Annotated in this window: 13 protein-coding genes and 2 pseudogenes; 8 read left to right on the top strand and 7 right to left on the bottom strand. The window is 56.6% G+C overall.

The features are described from left to right. Positions 1-76 precede the first annotated feature (76 nt). Entirely contained in the window at positions 77-1,774 is a 1,698-nt protein-coding gene (locus HH216_RS17795) for a sodium:solute symporter (RefSeq protein WP_169552019.1), read from the bottom strand. Beyond that, positions 1,771-1,896 carry a hypothetical protein gene (locus HH216_RS26455; protein ID WP_256366331.1) on the bottom strand — a complete coding sequence of 42 codons (126 nt, stop codon included), beginning with the start codon at positions 1,894-1,896 and terminating at the stop codon, positions 1,771-1,773. Before HH216_RS26455 ends, HH216_RS17795 begins: the two co-directional genes overlap by 4 nt. Before the next feature lie 116 nt (positions 1,897-2,012). Here HH216_RS26455 and HH216_RS17800 point away from each other — a divergent pair, with 116 nt between their 5' ends. Further along, positions 2,013-2,801, top strand: coding sequence for a glucose 1-dehydrogenase (locus tag HH216_RS17800; RefSeq protein WP_169552020.1), 789 nt, complete (start codon positions 2,013-2,015; stop codon positions 2,799-2,801). 83 nt (positions 2,802-2,884) lie between these two features. Continuing rightward, the gene (locus HH216_RS17805) at positions 2,885-3,394 is read left to right on the top strand and encodes a DinB family protein (RefSeq protein ID WP_169552021.1); all 510 of its coding nucleotides are present in this window, start codon (positions 2,885-2,887) and stop codon (positions 3,392-3,394) included. 28 nt (positions 3,395-3,422) lie between these two features. On the opposite strand, the gene mgtE is transcribed toward HH216_RS17805, so the two are convergent. From mgtE to tilS, 5 genes and pseudogenes are all read right to left on the bottom strand, one after another. Continuing rightward, complete coding sequence (gene mgtE / locus HH216_RS17810; protein ID WP_169552022.1) at positions 3,423-4,796, bottom strand: magnesium transporter; 1,374 nt, start codon at positions 4,794-4,796, stop codon at positions 3,423-3,425. 77 nt (positions 4,797-4,873) lie between these two features. Beyond that, a pseudogene (locus HH216_RS17815) lies at positions 4,874-7,008 on the bottom strand (outer membrane protein assembly factor BamB family protein). A gap of 63 nt (positions 7,009-7,071) precedes the next feature. After that, positions 7,072-7,800, bottom strand: a complete 729-nt coding sequence (locus tag HH216_RS17820; protein ID WP_169552023.1) for an SDR family NAD(P)-dependent oxidoreductase — start codon at positions 7,798-7,800, stop codon at positions 7,072-7,074. 133 nt (positions 7,801-7,933) lie between these two features. Continuing rightward, entirely contained in the window at positions 7,934-10,219 is a 2,286-nt protein-coding gene (locus tag HH216_RS17825; RefSeq protein ID WP_169552024.1) for an OmpA family protein, read from the bottom strand. Between the two features lie 188 nt (positions 10,220-10,407). Next, the gene (gene tilS / locus HH216_RS17830; RefSeq protein WP_169552025.1) at positions 10,408-11,799 is read right to left on the bottom strand and encodes a tRNA lysidine(34) synthetase TilS; all 1,392 of its coding nucleotides are present in this window, start codon (positions 11,797-11,799) and stop codon (positions 10,408-10,410) included. Between the two features lie 32 nt (positions 11,800-11,831). On the opposite strand from tilS, the pseudogene HH216_RS17835 reads away from it, so the two are divergent. The 6 genes and pseudogenes from HH216_RS17835 to porD all read left to right on the top strand — a co-directional run bounded on the left by HH216_RS17835 (position 11,832) and on the right by porD (position 17,957). Continuing rightward, positions 11,832-13,572 (top strand): annotated as a pseudogene (locus HH216_RS17835) (OstA-like protein). Between the two features lie 116 nt (positions 13,573-13,688). Next, positions 13,689-14,339 carry a T9SS type A sorting domain-containing protein gene (locus tag HH216_RS17840; protein WP_169552026.1) on the top strand — a complete coding sequence of 217 codons (651 nt, stop codon included), beginning with the start codon at positions 13,689-13,691 and terminating at the stop codon, positions 14,337-14,339. A 121-nt stretch (positions 14,340-14,460) separates the two neighbouring features. Then, a complete protein-coding gene (locus HH216_RS17845) occupies positions 14,461-15,375 on the top strand; it encodes an outer membrane protein assembly factor BamD (RefSeq protein ID WP_169552027.1) in 915 nt (304 codons plus the stop codon). A 43-nt stretch (positions 15,376-15,418) separates the two neighbouring features. After that, the gene (locus tag HH216_RS17850; protein ID WP_169552028.1) at positions 15,419-15,733 is read left to right on the top strand and encodes a DNA-directed RNA polymerase subunit omega; all 315 of its coding nucleotides are present in this window, start codon (positions 15,419-15,421) and stop codon (positions 15,731-15,733) included. A gap of 92 nt (positions 15,734-15,825) precedes the next feature. After that, positions 15,826-17,040 (top strand): bifunctional phosphopantothenoylcysteine decarboxylase/phosphopantothenate--cysteine ligase CoaBC, encoded by a 1,215-nt coding sequence (gene coaBC / locus HH216_RS17855; RefSeq protein ID WP_408641737.1) that lies wholly within the window; start codon positions 15,826-15,828, stop codon positions 17,038-17,040. Then, positions 17,037-17,957: a type IX secretion system protein PorD gene (porD, locus tag HH216_RS17860; RefSeq protein ID WP_169552029.1), complete on the top strand. Its 921-nt coding sequence runs from the start codon at positions 17,037-17,039 to the stop codon at positions 17,955-17,957. The genes coaBC and porD overlap by 4 nt, the downstream gene beginning before the upstream one ends. The last annotated feature ends 41 nt before the right edge of the window (positions 17,958-17,998 follow it).

Raw genomic sequence — 17,998 nt, forward strand, 5'->3', positions numbered from 1 at the left:
TGTATTGCAAATCAGCGGGCTATCCAATACGATGGACTAATCACCAAAAACCGTAAACTGCATACTGTAAATCGACTTAACGCGCCAACACCCGCTGCAACACCCACGCGATGCCGACGACCAGCAGACAGCCAATGGCGTTGAGCCAGAGGAAAGCCGTCAGATCGAAGTACCAGCTCAAGATTACGAACAGCTCGGCGATGATGGCGGCCCAGAACGTAGCCGGGCCGCCGATGGATTTGACGTAGAACGCCACTACGAACACGCCCAGCACAACGCCGTAGAACAACGAGCCCAGCACGTTAACGGCTTCGATCATGCTGCCAAACTGGTTGGCAAACTGCGCGACGACGATGCAGAACAGCCCCCACCCGATGGTCGACCAGCGCGATGCACTCAGGTAGTGGGCATCGGTATCGCCGGGGCGGATGAGCCGCCGGTACAGGTCGACTACGGTTGTCGACGCCAGCGAGGAATAAGCCGACGCGACCGAACCCATCGATGTCAGGAAGATCATGGCGATCAGCAACCCGATCAGGCCGTGGGGCAGGTAGTCGAGTACGAAGCGGAGAAACACGTAGTTGACGTCGTTGGTATCGGCCGCCGGGTTGTTCTTTTTGATAAGCCCGACAACATCAGCTTTTACCGTTTTCAGCGCTTCGTCCGTTTGTCGGATGCGCTCACCAGCCACGTCCTGCCCCGGTTCGTCGCCCGTTTTTAGCGCCGATTGCAGGTCGAGTACGGCCTTTTGCCGGACGTTGGTCAGGTTCTGGTGTTTGATTTCAGCGACCTGATAAGCGCTGGCGTAGGGACTTTCGCGCAGCCTGTCGGTTTCCTGCCGGTTGAAAAACGTGGGCGACGGGTTGTACTGATAAAACACGAATACGAGCACACCCAGCAGCAGAATCAGGAACTGCATCGGCACTTTGAGCAGCCCGTTCATCAGCAGTCCCAACCGGCTCTGCCCTATGGATTCGCCCGTCAGGTAGCGGCCCACCTGCGACTGATCGGTGCCGAAATACGACAGTTGCAGGAAGAAACCACCGATCAGGCCCGACCAGAGATTGTAGCGGCTGCTGGGGTCGAAGTGAAAGTCGATCAGGTTCATTCGCCCCGCTTTACCAGCTACGTGCAGCGCATCAATAAAGCCCACGCCATCGGGTAATAACCTCACGGTCAGGTACCCCGCCAGCACCATCGCAAACGTCACGACGGCCATTTGTTGCAGGTGAGTGTAGGAGATCGCTTTCGTACCGCCAACAACTGCGTAGACCAGCACCAGCCCCCCGATGATGATGTTGGTCCAGTAGATATTCCAGCCAAGAATCGTAGACAACACGATAGCGGGCGCGTAGATCGACAGGCCCGTCGAGAGGCCACGTTGCAGGAGAAACAGCCCGGCCGTCAGCGTCCGGACGCGCGTATCGAAACGGGTTTCGAGGTATTCGTAAGCGGTGAAGACTTTCAGCCGGTGGAAGATCGGCACAAACGTGATCGACAGCACGACCATCGCCAGCGGCAAACCGAAATAGAACTGCACGAAGCGCATCCCGTCGGAAAAGCCCTGCCCCGGTGCCGACAGAAACGTGATGGCACTCGCCTGCGTTGCCATCACCGACAGCCCGACGTGATACCACGGCAGCGACTGCCCCGCCAGCAGATAGCTGCCGAGGTTTTGCCCGCTCTGCCGCTGCTCGGCCCGGCTCCGCAGCACGCCGTACAGCACCAGCCCCAGCAGTGTAATTACCAGCACCCCCCAGTCGAGCGTACTCATGACAGCCAGTGCATCAGCGCGTAGAACAAGCCAATTTCGAGCAGCAGGCTACCCAGCACGATGGCGTAGAGGTGGGGCCATGAGCGGGCAAACGGTGGTAAGTCGGTGGGGGTTTCAGGCATACGGGGCAGTATCTGCAAATAGAACGCCGAAAGTACGGCAAACGCGGCATATCCTTTGAATTCGTGCCGAAATGATCTAGGTTAGCAATTCGGCCGTCTGTTCAGCCGGTATACCTATGACCCCACAATCTGTTTCTGCCGCCGAGCAAAGCCTGTTCGACCTGAGCGGTAAAGTAGCCATCGTCACGGGTGCCAGCAAAGGCATCGGCGAAGACATTGCCCGGCTCTACGCCCGCTTCGGCGCAAAAATCGTGGTTAGCAGCCGCAAGCAGGACGCCTGCGACGAACTCGCCAGCGACATCCGGGCGCAGGGGGGCGACGCCACCGGCATTGCCGCCCACGTCGGCGATATGGACCAGCTTGCCCAGCTCGTCAACAAAACCATCGCGACATACGGCGGCATCGACATTCTGGTCAACAATGCGGCTTCCAACCCCGTATTCGGCCCCTCGCTCGACTGCGACGGTTCGGCCTTCGACAAGATCATGCAGGCCAACGTGAAAGCCCCGTTTGAGCTGAGTAAGCTGTGCTACCCCAGCATGAAAGCGCGGGGCGGGGGCAGTATCATCATGATGAGCAGCATCGCGGGCGACACCCCCGACCCCGGCCTGGGCATCTACAGCGTCAGCAAAGCATCGCTGAATATGCTGACGAAGGTGCTGGCGAAAGAATGGGGTCCCGACGGCATCCGCGTCAACGCGATTGCACCCGGCCTGATAAAGACCAAGTTTTCGCAGGCGCTCTGGCAAAACGAAAAGATCCTCGACCATTTCACCCAACGCCTGCCCATCGCCCGCATGGGTACAACCGACGAAATCAGCCCGCTAGCCCTGTTCCTGGCCTCATCAGCCTCGTCCTACAGCACCGGCTCAATCTTCTACGCCGACGGCGGGACGGTAATTTAATATTGGGTTTAAGGTTTGAGGTTCAATGTTTAAGGTTGGGCAGACCTGAACGTTAAACATTGAACCCTAAACCAACCGAAGGTATGCCTGAAGTATGGATGCGGGGGGCACTGCCGGATGTGCCGCCCCTGTTGCAACCGGTAGCGCATGCGTTGTTGCAGGCGCGTGAGGAGATTACCGAATTGATGACCGACTTCTCGGACGAGCTGTTGTGGGTTCGTCCGGGCGGGCGGGGTGGCGAAGTCGCGTCGGTGGGGTTTCATTTGCAGCACCTGACGGGCGTTCTCGACCGGACGTTTACCTATGCCCGCGCCGAAGCCCTCTCCCCTGCTCAGCTAACCGCCCTGTCGGCGGAAGGGGCACCGACGGAAACGGGCCGAACGGTAGCAGCCCTGGTCTCGGAGTTCAGTCAGCAGGTCGACCGGGCGATGGTACAGCTAAAAACCACGGACGAAGCTACCCTGACCGATTGGCGGGGCGTTGGTCGTCAGCAACTCCCCTCGACGGTACTTGGGCTGCTGGTCCATGCGGCCGAACACACCATGCGGCATGTCGGGCAGTTGTCCGTTACGGCGCGGCTGTTACCCGGCTGAACCTGTGGTGATTCGGTAGGTATCCCGGTCAGAGCAGCGTACCGCGCAGGATAATCGACGCAATCGAAAAGTAGATGACAAGTCCCGTAACGTCGACGAGTGTGGCGACGAACGGGGCCGACGACGTGGCGGGGTCAAGCCCGAACCGGCGCAGCAGAAACGGAATCATCGCCCCCGACAGCGTTCCCCACAGGACGATGCCGATCAGCGTAGACCCAACCGTCAGCGCAATCAGAAACCAGTGCTGCCCGTAGTCGTAAAGGCCGGTTTTCTGCCAGATAACGATGCGCAGCAGGCCAATTACGCCCAGAATCAGCCCCAGCAACAGCCCCGAAAACAGTTCTTTCCGCATTACGCGCCACCAGTCGGGCAGGGTCAGTTCGTGGAGTGCCATGGCCCGGATGATGAGCGTTGCCGCCTGCGACCCGGAGTTGCCCCCGCTGGAAATAATCAGCGGAATAAACAGTGCCAGCACCACCGCCCGCTCGATCTCGTTCTCAAAATAGCCCATCGCCGAGGCCGTCAGCATCTCACTCAGAAACAACACGATCAGCCACCCGGCCCGCTTCCGCACCATCTCCAGCATGGGCGTTTTAGTATACGGCAGGTCGAGCGATTCCAGACCACCAAACTTCTGAATATCTTCGGTATCAGCCTGTTCGATCACGTCGATCATATCATCGGCGGTCACAATCCCAACCAGTACACCGTCATCCGTCACGACGGGGAGGGCCGGCCGGTCGTAGCGTTTAAACGCGCTGATGGCCGCTTCCTGCCCATCGGTCACGTGCAGACAAACGAACTCCCGGTCCATGAGCGAGTCGACCGTAGCCATTTCCGGCGCAAACAGAATCTGCGAGATTCGCAGGTCATCGATAAGCCGATGCGCCCCGTCGACGACGTAAATGTGGGTGATCGTTTCGCTGCGCTGCCCTTTGGTGCGAATGTGTTCGAGCACCTGCCGCACCGTCTGCTCCGGCCTGACCGCCAGATAATAGGGCGTCATCCGGCGGCCAATCGACCCTTCGGCGTACCCCAGCAACGAACTGGCGATGGCCCGCTCGTCGTCGGTCAGCAGGTTAAGCGTCTGGTACAGCACCTGCGAGGGCAACTCTTCCAGCAAGGCCGTGCGGTCGTCGGGGGCCAGCCCGTTGAGCAGCGTGGCAACTTCCCGCTGCCCCAACTGCTCCATCAGTCCCTGCTGCTGATCAGCGTCGAGGTGTTCAAATGACTGAGCCGCAACCGATTCGGGCAATAGTCGAAAGAAAACCGCCTGCTCGTGGGGTGGCAGTTCGTTGAGCAGATCGGCAAGTTCGCTGGGGTCGAGGTACGGGACGACGCCCTTGAGCGCGGACCAGTTGCGCTGGTGAATGTCATTGATAATTTTCGACGTTACGGGCATCAGTACGGAGCGGATTGAGCTTCGCTCTGTTAACCCCGGCGGCAACCATCTGGTTTGCACCAGCCGTAATGCTACGGTCAGGGCAGGGCGAACGCGATATAACTGTCGCCTTTTTTCGTACCCAGTTTCGTACCGCCACACGCCACCACGACGTACTGCTTCCCGTTGACGGCGTAGGTGGCGGGGTGGCGAATCCGGCGGCAGGCAGAGTCGTTTGCCACAGCAGCTTACCCGTTCTTTTGTCGAACGCCCGGAACATGCCGTCTTTCGTGGCCGCGATAAACAGCAGCCCACCCGCCGTCACGACGGGGCCACCGTAGTTCTCGGTACCCGTTGGCGGAATACCTTTGGCCGTCAGTTCGGGCAGTTCGCCGAGGGGTTGCTGCCAGCGGTGTTCGCCGGTGTTCAGGTCGATGGCCGTCAGCGTACCCCAGGGCGGTTTGATCCCCGCGTAGCCTTTGCTGTCGAGAAATTTGGTGTAGCCGTTGAATTTATAGGGCACATATGGCTCCTTTTGCCCCGCTGCGATGGGCGTCGCTTCGCTTTTTTCATCACCGAACAGAAACGCAATCAACGCCTGCTTTTCCTGCGCCGACAGACTCGGAAAGCCGGGCATCATCCCCTTCCCGTGCCCGACCAGATTCGAGACATAGGCTCGGTCGCGTCGTTGCCCGATATTCACCAGCGACGGATAGCCACTCGCGACATTGCCTTTTCGTTCGGGGCCGTGGCAGGTCTGACAGTTCATCGTATAGATTCGGTGGCCGGGACTAAGCTGCGCCAGTTCGTCCGCTTTAGGTGTCGGGCGCAGGCTAAACAGCCACGCCATTTCGTTGGCGTTGACATACATAATCCCATCGGGGTCGACGGCCGCACCACCCCACTCCGCGCCCCCATCGGCCCCCGGCAGCACCAGCGTCGGCGTCAGGCTTAGCGGCACGTACGGCCCCTTCTTCGCCTGTCTGAACTGCGCCAGCAGTGAGTCGCGGTCGTCGGAATAGGGGTTGACGTCGGCTTCGGTCAGGGTTTGTCGGGCGAATGGCTTGGGCCTGGTTGGTAGGGGCTGCGTCGGCCAGGTCGTTTCGTCGGGCAGCGCCGATTTGGGCATGGGCACCTCCTGAATCGGGAACAGCGGCTTACCCGTTACGCGGTCGAATACGTACACGTAGCCCTGCTTGGTCACCTGCGCCACCGCGTCGATTGTCCGGGGCCGACCGTCGGGACCTTGCTGCGTAACCGTCAACAGGTTAGGTGGAGCGGGCAGGTCGCGATCCCAGATGTCGTGGTGAACGAGCTGCTGATGCCAGAGCCGTTTGCCCGTTCGGGCGTCGAGCGCCAGCAAGCAGTTGGCAAACAGATTTGTACCAGTACGATTGCCGCCATAAAAGTCGAACGCAGCCGAGCCGGTCGGCACGTATACAATCCCCCGCTTCCGGTCGACCGACATACCCGACCAGCAGTTTGCCCCGCCGACGTCGGTGTTTTTGTAGGCATTCTTAGGCCAGGTGTCGTACCCATATTCGCCGGGCTGCGGGATGGTGTGGAATACCCACGCCAGTTTACCCGTACGGACATTAAACGCCTGAATGGCACCCGGTGCCGCATCGGCCCCTTCCGACAGGCGCAGCGGCATTACGATCAGGTCTTCGAACAGCGTGCCGGGGGTATTTGAAATAACGAATTTGTTGGCGGCTGTCGGGCCAAGCCCAGTTTTCAGGCTGACGTGTCCATTGGTGCCAAATGATGCAACAGGCTTACCTGTAACCGCATCAATCGCGTACAAATCGCCCCCGTACGCGTACAGAATGCGCGTCGGGTCGGCGTCGCCCGGCCGACTACTGCGCCAGTATACCACACCCCGATTGGTACTCAGCGACGAGGCCCCACCCGATTCAATGAATCGCCAACGTTGCTTGCCCGTAGCCGCATCCAGCGCAAACAGCTGATTCGATGCCGTAACGCCGTACAGCGTGCCGCCAACGATGATTGGGTTGCACTGCACCTGCCCCGAATCGCCCGAATGGTATTCCCAGACGGGTTTCAGTTGCCCAACATTTGTCGTATTGATCTGGTCGAGTGTCGAATAATGGCTACGGTCAGGACCACCAAGGTATTCGGGCCATTCGGTGGTGGGGTCGGGCGCACGGTTGGCAAGCCAGGCGGTACTTCCCAGCACACAAAGTAGCACACCCGTTATGGTGAAACGGTTCATACAGACGGTTTACACCAAAAGGCAAACATTCGCCATCGCTACCGTCTGTTTCGGGCAATCGATTTACAACTGCGCCAGCCGACCACCGTCGACGGCGAGGGTTGTGCCGTTGATAAAACAGGCTTCGTCGGAGGCCAGGTAGCAGATCGCTGACGCAATGTCTTCCGGCTTACCGACCGCACCCGTAATTTTCTCTTTACCGCTCTTCACGTTCGGGTTATCCCATAGCATCGGCGTGTCGACAGCACCGGGCGCTACGCAGTTGACCCGTACTTTCTTGATGTCGTTTTCCAGCGAGAGTCCACGCGTAAATGCTTCCATCGCCCCTTTGCTGGCGGCATACGGCACAACGTTGGCCGTAGTCTGAAACGCGTGCACTGAACTGACGTTGACAATAGCCCCACCATTGATGTGCGGAATGGTCAGTTTGCAGAGCAGAAACACCGACCGCATATTCACCGTCTGTACCTTCTCCCAGTCCTCAAGCGACAGGTCGACAATGGGGTCAAAAGTCATCATAGCTGCGTCATTGACCAGAATATCGATCTTCCCCCAGCGGTCCAGCGCTTCTTTTACGACGGTCTGAATCGAATCGAGTTCGCTCAGGTCGATGTCAGCGAAGAACGCTTCACTGCCTTTGTCTTCAATGTACTTTACCACTTCGTGCCCCCGGTCGTCGGCACGGCCCACCACAACCACTTTTCCCCCTTCTTCCCCTATTCGCTCGGCCGTAGCCCGGCCTATCCCCGATGTTGCACCGGTTATGATGCAGACTTTATCTTTAAATCGCATTTTTCAGGTTGTTTTCTGTACAAACGGGTCGTGTTGGGCAAGTGTTTGGCGGCCCACGGAAACAAAAGCCGACGCCTGGCCGGTAGTTTGTGCTACCAGACCGGGCGTCGGCGGTGAACCTGGTTGGTCGTCTTTACTCGACGGCCAGTATCTTGAATTCGGTACGACGGTTTTTCTGGTGCTCGGCTTCCGCGCAGGCCACCCCATCCACGCAGCCGTTGACAATCTCACTTTCGCCGTATCCGTGGGCCGATAGACGACCGGCCGCGATACCCCGCGCCACCAGATAATCCATTGCCGCCCGCGCCCGGTTTTCCGACAGACGCATGTTATAAGCGTCGGAAGAACGGGCATCGGTATGCGAGCGCAGTTCGATTTTCATCTTTGGATATTCCTTCAGCAATGCCAGGACGTGATCGAGTTCGCGAGCAGCATCGGCCCGGATAAAGAACTTATCCAGATCGTAATAGATATTTTTCAGCTGGAACACGTCACCTACCCCGTACAGGCCAATCGAATCGGTAACCGCCCGGCCAGTGCGCTTTGTTTTGCCGTACTGGGCTTTCTTGGTTGCATACTGGTCTTTCTGAGCGGTGATTGTGTAAGGTGCGTTGGCCTTTGTGTTGAACTCGTAACCGCCGTCGGGGCCCGTCACCACACTTTGTTCGCTCTTGTCTTTATCGTTGCGTAAGGTCACTTTCACCCCCTGCGCCGGCTTCTGGTTTACTTCAGTTTTGACAATACCCCGTACCAGCGTATTCTCGCTCTTTGTCAGGTAGATCGACACGCTCAACTCCGGCTTGGGCGACTGTGTCAGCGTGGAGAATCGTACGCTGTTGAGCGCGTAACCGTCTTTGACCGCCCGGAACTCATACTCCGTGTTGGCATCCAGGCACAGGTCGGTGCGGCCCTCTGCGTTGGTTACGCGCAATTCCTGGTTGGTGCCGTTACGCAGAATCCGAACGTCGGCCATGTCGATGGGTGCCCCCGTTTTTTTATCGTAGACGAGGATATCGAGTTGCTTGCAGACGCGCCGGAACGAATAAATATCGTCATCACTGATACCCTTTTTACGGTTACTGCTGAAATAGCCGGTCGTATGGGTCCGGTCGGTGATATAGCCAAAATCGTCTTTGTCAGAGTTGATGGGCGCACCCACGTTACGGACGCCCCGGTAGGCTACCCCGTCCTTCAGTTCAGCCAAAAACACATCCAGCCCACCGAGTCCTTCGTGGCCGTCCGACGAGAAATACAGGTTCCCGTCTGTGTCAACGTACGGAAACATCTCATTACCCTCGGTGTTGATGTCCTTTCCCATGTTAACAGGAGTGCCCCACTGCCCGTTGTTGTACTCGACCACGTAAATATCGGTGCCACCGTAGCCGCCCGGCATGTCCGAAACAAAGTACAGTTTGCTGTCGTCGGGCGCAAAAGCAGGGTGACCAACCGAGTATTCAGCACTGTTGAACGGCACTTCCTGAATGTCGACCCACTTGCCGTTGCGGTTGACCGACGTGTAGAGTTTTAGTTTACGCACCCCGTCGGAACTCTTACCGGCCTTGCCCTTGCTCCCGTTGTTGCGCGTAAAAACGATCGTTGTCTGGTCACGCGTGAAGGTCATTGGCCCCTCATGGTACTTCGTATTGAGCGTCCGGCTGAAAATCTGCGTTTTAGTCAGCGTTTGCATCTCAGCCGTTGTCGCATCCGGCGTCGCCACACTGGGGTCGTTACCCCCGCCCAGTACGGCCGTACCGGGGTTGCGGGTCGTTTCGACGGGAGCAGTGCGCAGCTGCACCGTGTCGGGGTGGAAATACAGATCCAGAAATGGGGTCTGATTCCAGCTAAACACCCGCTTCACGGCGCCCGATTCGTCGCGTGCGGATACGAACACCAGCCCGTTTTTGTAATACATCGGGCTAAAATCGGCCTGCCGGGAGTTGATGGGCAAGCTGCTGATCCGGGTCGACGATGAATCCTGATAAAACCGGCTCATGTCCATGTACGACACCGTAAATCGACGTCCCCGCAGGTCCTGACTTTGCTTTTCGCCGTATTGACTGTAATATTTCTGCGACTCCCGGTACTTGCCGTTGGCCGCCAGCGACTGCGCGTAGTACAGGTAAATCTCGCTGTCGAGGTCGGTGTACTCTTTCACCAGATCGGCGTAAATCCGCTCGGCGTTGCGGGTGTCCTCCAGCTTCCGATAGCTGTAAGCCAGTTTTATGAGAGCCTCACGGGTTTCAGCGGGCTCTTTTTTGCGGTCTGTGCGTAAGTACTCCTCATAACCCCGTACCGCATTGACATAGCTCAGATTGTCGAACTGTCGGTTGGCGGCTCGCAGCCGCGCGCTTTGCGCGTAGCCGTTGACCCAGCCAAACCCCAACCCGATTAGCAGAACAAAGCGTAAAAATCGATTCATGTGTGCAGTAAACAATGAAATCCCCGGAATGGGTTATCAGACTAAAGTATCAAATAGAATGCCAGATTGCGGTTTTCGGCCAAGCTTCAGCCCACCAGACAAGTCCATATGCACTACCAAATGTGCAGAGTAAGCGTTGACCTATTGACCTGATTTGATCACGCTGGTTACTTTTTCGCCTTTCCTTTTTATAAAGGTGGTCTTTCTGCGGGGCCACTCCCCTGTATTTGGGTCAGCCGAACCAGTCGGCGCGTGTCTGGCCGAACGCGAAATCGGTGTGCAATCCGCCGACCCACGACCCAGGCTATGTCGTGCCCGGATAAAAGTACCAGCGTCTGTGCCCGGTCGCGCTGTTCAAGCTTCAGATCGTTCAGCAGGTCGCTGACCAGTTTGGTACCCGCCAGTCCCAGGGGCCGAAAGCGGTCGCCATGCTGCCAGATGCGCAACGTGAGCGGCTCAGCAAGCCGGTCAGCGTCGAGCCAGGCGACGGATAGTTCAGCATCGGGAACAAACTCTGCCGAACGCTCGATCACATCTACCCGCACAGAACAGTCACCCAGGCTAATCACAGCGCCGGATCCGATAATTTGTAAATCTGATTTATAGCCTGTTAACGGTGTTACCTTCAACAAAGACAGTAGCAACCATTGTCGTTCCCGGACGATGCGATACGTCGCTGAATCAAACGTACCACCCGGCTCGCGCTCCAGCGTGGCCCAGATTTGCCGGACCTGTTCGGGGGTAAATCCGAACGGACGCAGCCACTCCGTCAGTCGAAACACGCCCTCGTCCAGCTCCATCAACTGCCTGATCGGTACGCGAATCGTTCCGTCCGGCTCTGTCTGGGTCAGTTGCCGCCACGACCGGGTAAGTTCAAGCTGCATCAGTTGTTCGGCCGCCCGTAGCCGTTCGACGGTACGCGGCAGCGTCTGCCACAGGCCCGGATTCAGCCCGGTCAATGTAGGTATGACGTGATGACGAATGCGATTGCGCGCGTAATAATCATCGGCATTCGAGCGATCTTCACGGTGGGTTAACCCGTTCGCCTGCGCGTAAGTCACCAGCTGATCCCGGTGAGCAAACAGCAATGGTCGGATCAGCGTGCCCACCTGTGCGTGCTCCTGCCGAACGGCTATACCATGCAGCCCCGCTAGTCCGGTGCCCCGTGTCAGGTTGAGCAGCATCGTTTCCAGCACGTCGTTCAAATGGTGCGCCGTCGCAACGCGACTATAGCTGTACTGCTGCCGAATGGAGCCGAACCACTGGTATCGAAGGTCGCGGGCAGCCATCTGAATCGATACCCCTTGCTCAGCCGCCCATTGCGCCGTGTCGAAGCGGGTCAGGTGAAACGGGACGCCGTACTGCCCGGCAAGCTGTTCGACAAAACGGGCATCCTCGTCAGAGTCGGTGCCGCGCAGACCGAAGTTGACGTGCGCGATGGCAAAGGGGAGATTCACACAACTGAACAGGTTGGCCATGACCGTCGAATCCAGCCCACCGCTCACGGCAAGCAGTGTGCGGCCCGTTGTGTCGACCAATTTGTTGTCGTTAATAAATCCTAAAAAATCCTGCTCAAACATCAGGTTTAGGCCCGAAGCCGTAGTTTTGTACTATGGTACGTTACTCATTCCGCATCACGATACTGCTTTTGTTGCTGTTGGCCGGGCTATCGCCGATTGTCCGGGCGCAGCCGGGCCGACCAACCGGCGACAAGATCGAGTTACTGCGGGCCGATAGCCTCGTTATTGTGAATGTGCCCGGTCAGGCTGTCAGGCGGGTGTACAACAACGTACAGTTTCGCCAGAAAGGCATGCTAATGTACTGCGATCTGGCCGTTCAGAACGCGACGACCAACATAATCGAAGCTTACGGCAATGTGCGGCTGGTGCAGGGCGATACGGTCAGTGTACGGGGTGACACCATGTTCTACTACGGCAACATGCGGCAGGCCAACGTCAGCGGCCGCGTTGTTATGCGCGACCGTAAGATGACGCTGACGACGAACAAGCTTGATTATGACCTAATTTCCGGCATCGCCCATTACCCCCCGGCGCACCCGACCGCCCCGGCCGTATCGTCGATAAAGAAAACGTATTGACGAGTCGCGAAGGGTTTTACGATACCCGCAGCAAACTGTTTACGTTTCGGCAGAATGTGAAGCTGGTCAACCCAAAAGGCACGCTGACCGCTGACTCACTATTGTACAATTCGACGAGCCGCATTGCCACGTTTATGGGGCCAACGCGTATTGTCAACAAAGACGGGGTCCTGACGGCGGTGGCCGGGCAGTATAACACTGTAACGGGTATTTCGAACTTTCAGCGTCGGGCAACCGTCGAAACACCCAAGTACCGTTTGACGGGCGACACGCTGTACTACGACAATATCGCCGATCTGGGCATTGCAGACGGCAACGTGATTATGGTGGCGAAAGACAGAAAAGCGGTTATTCTGGGCGACCACGTGCGCTACAACGGTAAAGCCGGGGTGTCGCGGGTGACGGGCCATCCCGTGGCCAAAAGCGTCGTCAGCGATGATACGCTATTTATGCGGGCCGACACCTTGTTTTCCTTCGACAATAAAGTCACGAATGCGCGCCGGCTGCTGGGGCAGAAAAACGTATTTGTTTACAAATCAGATCTGCAAAGCAAGTGCGACTCGCTGATCTATGACACGGTTGACTCAACGCTTTACTTCTACAAGAAACCCATTATCTGGAGTCAGAACCGGTATCAGATGGAAGCGGATTCGATGCGGGCGCTGATGAAAAACGATAAGATCAACACCATGTTTCTTCGTGGTCATGCCTTCTCGATTTCGCTCGATACACTGAATCAGTTTAATCAGGTCAAAGGCCGCACGATCACCGCGTTTTTTACGACTAAAATAGTGTCGGTCACAGCCGGAGCGACTAAGCAGGTGGTGGCCAAACGCGCGGGTAAAGCCGTAACTGTAACCCGGACAACGCCAGCCCGTTCGCTGACGGTCGGTCAGCAGGAGCGTACAGCGCTGGATCGCGTTCTTGTTGACGGAAACGGCCAAAGCATATACTTCGCGCTGGACGACAAAAACAAGCTGATTGGCATGAATCATGTGGAGTGCAGTCGGATGAACCTCGAATTCGCCGATAATAAGGTACAGCGAATCCGGTTCTACGGCCGTCCTGATGCGCAGTTTGTGCCCCCCAGGAATTCAGCCCGGAGGTACAGGAACTGGATGGCTTTCGCTGGCGGGTAGCCGAGAAACCAACAAAAGGACAGGTACTTTGGCTGGAAACACCACCGGAAGAAAAGCCAGCAACCCGCAAGCTGATTAAAAAGAGGCAGCCGGTTAAACCTTTGGCTAAGAAATAGGTTCAAAGAGCTATAAATTGCGTAATTTAACAATAATTAAATTGTACATACGTTGACTTTCTCTTCTGTGCCTGATAGGTTTGTGGTGAATACGTGTGTACCCGAAATAGCAATTCATGAAACAAATTATACTTTTTGGTTTACTCGCCGGCTTACTGTCGGTCAACTCCCCGCTCCGGGCACAGGTTGCCCCGCGCGATTCCGACGCCCGAAAGGGTAGTCGGCTGGAGTTGGGCCGTACGGGTGCCACGCCGAAGTCAACCGCAGGTGGTCTTCCCAACCAACGGTTTTCGCTGGTGAAAAAGCCCGCGACCGCTTCCCTCGACCGGGCCCTTTCGGTTAGTAAAAACGCTCCCATCAACGCCTATTACCGGTCACTACTGGTAGCCCGCGCAGGTGCCAAAGCCGGGGCTCGCACAACAGCAGCGGAAGCCGCCGGTAGTGTTGAAGGTAAAATCACAAAAGAAGTCTCGGAGAGCGACGACAACCTGATGTTTGCCAATGAGCACATTGCCGTGTCGAACATCTACCCCAACCCCGCCAACGACTACGCCGAGATCTCGTATCAGTACACGGGGGCTGTCAATGAAGCAAAACTGGTGCTGATTAACGTACTGGGTTCGCCGGTTGCAGAGTACGAGCTGGCGAAGAATGACCGCAAACTCCGCATCGCCACGAGCGACATGATGACAGGCTACTATTTCTATCAGCTTTCGCTGGATGGTAAGAAGGTAGCCACTAAAAAACTGCTGGTCCGGCATCAGTAGACGGGTCATCAGTTCTTAAAAAAGCTTAATAACACTCTTCGGGTCGCTTTCTGGCCGTACTATACGGGTTACACCAACGTTTTAGCGGTGTAGCCCGTATTTTTTTCGTACCTTTGCCCCTATGCAATACCTTCGTTTTGCTCGGCTGCTAGCCCTCGTTTGTTGTTTTGGTTTCCTCGTTTCCTGTAGTTCGTTCAACAAACTACAGAAAACCGCCACCGACGAACAGAAATACAAAGCCGCCCTCCAATACTACGAGAAAAAAGACTGGTACCACGCCGGTCTGCTGTTCGAGGAACTGATTCCTGTTCTGAAAGGAAGCACGGAGTCAGAGATGGCGCAGTTTTACCATGCGTACACGCAGTTCAATCAGCAGCAGTACCTGCTGAGCTCAACGCTGTTCAAGAAGTTCTATGAGACGTTTGCCCGTAGCGAACACGCGCAGGAAGCCATGTACATGTACGCGGTTTCGCTCTACAAAGACGCGCCCGACTTCAACCTCGATCAGTCGAATACGCTGACGGCGACATCGGCTTTGCAGGACTTTATCAATAACTACCCCGACACGCAGTACCGCGACGAAACCACGAAGATGATTCTGGAGCTTCGTCAGAAACTGGAGCGCAAGGCCTACGAAAAAGCCAAACTGTACTTCAAAACCAGCGGCTTCAACATTGCCTCCTACAAGTCGTCGGTTATCTCGATCAACATCTTTCAGCGCGACTTCCCGGATTCGCCCTACAACGAAGAACTGGCGTTCCTGAAAGTCGATGCCGAGTATAGCCTGGCGCAGAACAGCCTGGAAACAAAGCAGAAGGAACGTTATCAGGAAGCAATGACTTATTATCAGGGATTTGTTGACAAGTATCCGAACAGCAAATACCTGAAGCAGGCCGAAAAAATGTTTGAGTCCAGCCAGAAAGAAATCGACCGGCTGACAAAACTGGAAGTAGAACGGGAAAAGGAAAAACAGTTGCAGAAACAGCAGCAGGCTCCTGCCAACCGGCCCGGCAAAGTAACGGCGGCCCGGCAGTAAACCCAGTATCGACTCCATAAACGAGTATTGACAATAAGCGACTATGGCAACCAACCAATCTATCATCACCCGCGATAATGACAAAATCGCGCGCGAAACCGGTAACCTGTACGAATCTGTTTCGATCATCTCGAAGCGGGCCCGTCAGATTGCGGTTAAAAACAAAGAAGAGCTGAGCAGCAAGCTGTCGGAGTTTGTATCGGCAGTCGATAACCTGGAAGAGGTATTCGAGAACCGTGAGCAGATCGAAATTTCGAAATTCTACGAGCGGATGCCCAAGCCAACCTCGACGGCTACCGACGAGTTTCTGGAAGGCAAAGTGTACTGGCGTTACAACGACGAAGAGCCGCAGCAGTAATCGGCATCGTTTGTTTCGGCAACCGCCCGGCACATCTGCCGGGCGGTTGTTCTTGTTTAGACGAACTCCGTTCTTCTTCCTTCCCACCTATTATGCTTGCCGGAAAACGAATTCTACTGGGTGTTACGGGCAGTATTTCCGCCTACAAATCGGCTCTGCTGGTGCGGTTGCTGGTGAAGGCTGGGGCCGAGGTGCAGGTCATCATGACCGAGTCGGCCCAGACGTTCATCACCCCGCTGACGCTGTCGACGCTCTCGAAACGGCCCGTTCTGAGTCAGTTCGTTGCTAACGGGCAGACCGGCGAATGGACGAACCATGTCGAGCTGGGTTTGTGGGCCGATGTCCTGGTCATTGCCCCGGCTTCGGCCCGTACGCTGGCCCGCTGCGCCAACGGCCTGGCCGACGATCTGCTGTCGGCGGTGTATCTGTCGGCACGCTGTCCGGTATTTTTCGCCCCGGCCATGGACCTCGACATGTACCAGCACCCGGCCACAACGGCCAATTTGGCCCGGTTGTCGTCGTACGGTAACCACATCATCAAAGCCGAATACGGCGAGCTGGCGAGTGGGCTGGTAGGCGAAGGTCGACTGGCCGAGCCGGAAACCATCGTACAAGTGCTTGCGGCTCACCTTGCCCAACGGCCTGAACTGGCCGGACGGCACGTGCTGATAACGGCCGGGCCAACGCAGGAGCCCATCGACCCGGTGCGCTATATCAGCAACCACTCTACGGGAAAAATGGGCTACGCAATCGCACGCGCCTTCGCCATGGCTGGCGCGCAGGTGACACTCATCAGCGGACCAACGGCTCTGCCCCTGCCTGCATTGGGCGTTCGGCGAATCGATGTGCGCTCGGCACAGGAGATGTTTACCGCTGCCGCAGCCGAATTTCCGACTGCCGACGTGCTGATTCTGAACGCGGCCGTGGCCGACTACACGCCGGTACACGTGGCTGATCGGAAAATCAAAAAGAAAGAGACAGAATTTGCGCTGGAACTAACCCGAACCACCGATATTGCGGCTACGCTCGGGGCGCAGAAACGACCGGGTCAGTGGCTGATGGGCTTTGCGCTGGAAACAGATAATGAGCAGGCTAACGCGCTGTCGAAGCTGCAAAGCAAACACCTCGACTGGATCGTACTGAACTCCCTGCGCGACTCCGGCGCGGGCTTCGGATACGACACCAACAAGATCACCGTTATGGATAAGGCCGGCCAGACTCATGCCTTCGACCTAAAATCGAAAGACGCCGTGGCGCAGGATTTGCTCGACCTGGTTGCCAATGCCCTGACAGCACCTTCCGTATGAAACAACTCCGCCTACTTTGCCTGCTGCTTGGTCTGACTGCGACAGCGCAGGCGCAGGAACTGAACTGCACCGTGACGGTCAACGCCGACCAGTTGTTTGCCCAGCAAAAAACTGATTTTTCGTACGTGAATCAGTTGAAGGGCATCATCAGCGAGTTCATGAACACGCGCCGATGGAGCAACGATCAGTTTACTCCCTCCGAGCGCATCAACTGCTCCCTGAACATCAACCTGATCAAATCGCTGACGCAGGGAGCCTTCGAAGCAACGGCTCAGATTGTCGTGACACGGCCCGTTTACGGCACCAACTACGAAACCACGACGCTGAGCTACGTCGATCGGGCGTTCAATTTTATTTATCTGCCCACAACCCCGGTGTATTTTCGGGAAAACCAGTACTCCGACGACCTGACCTCATTGCTCGGCTTTTACGCCAACGTTATTCTGGCGACCGATTACGACACGTTCAGTAAGCAGGGCGGCAACCTGTTCGTTCAGCGCGCCTACGCCATTACCAACCTGGCGCAGCAGGGCTCGGCCAACGGAGCGTGGCAAACCGGGGGTGACCGGCGAAACCGGTTCTGGCTGATCGAAAATCTGCAAAACCAGCAGCTAATCCCCTTTCGGGATGCCGTTTACACCTACCATCGGCTCGGCCTCGATCAGTTTGCAGCCAACCCGATTCAGGTGCGCAAACAAACGCTGGAGATGCTGAACACCATCCGTCGGATTGGCCTGCAACTACCTAACTCTGTGCTGATTAACTCATTTTTTGACGCCAAATCAACGGAGATCTACAACATTATGTTTGAGGGAACACCCGCCGAACGTAAACAGGCCTTCGACCTGCTCTCGTACCTCGATCCCTCCAAAACCGAGACCTACCGCAAGCTGGTGGGGGGTGATTTTTGGGTTTAAGGTTTAATGTGTAAGGTTTAAAGTAGTCCGCAACAGAACCT

Source organism: Spirosoma rhododendri, assembly GCF_012849055.1.
Taxonomy (GTDB): Bacteria; Bacteroidota; Bacteroidia; order Cytophagales; family Spirosomataceae; genus Spirosoma; species Spirosoma rhododendri.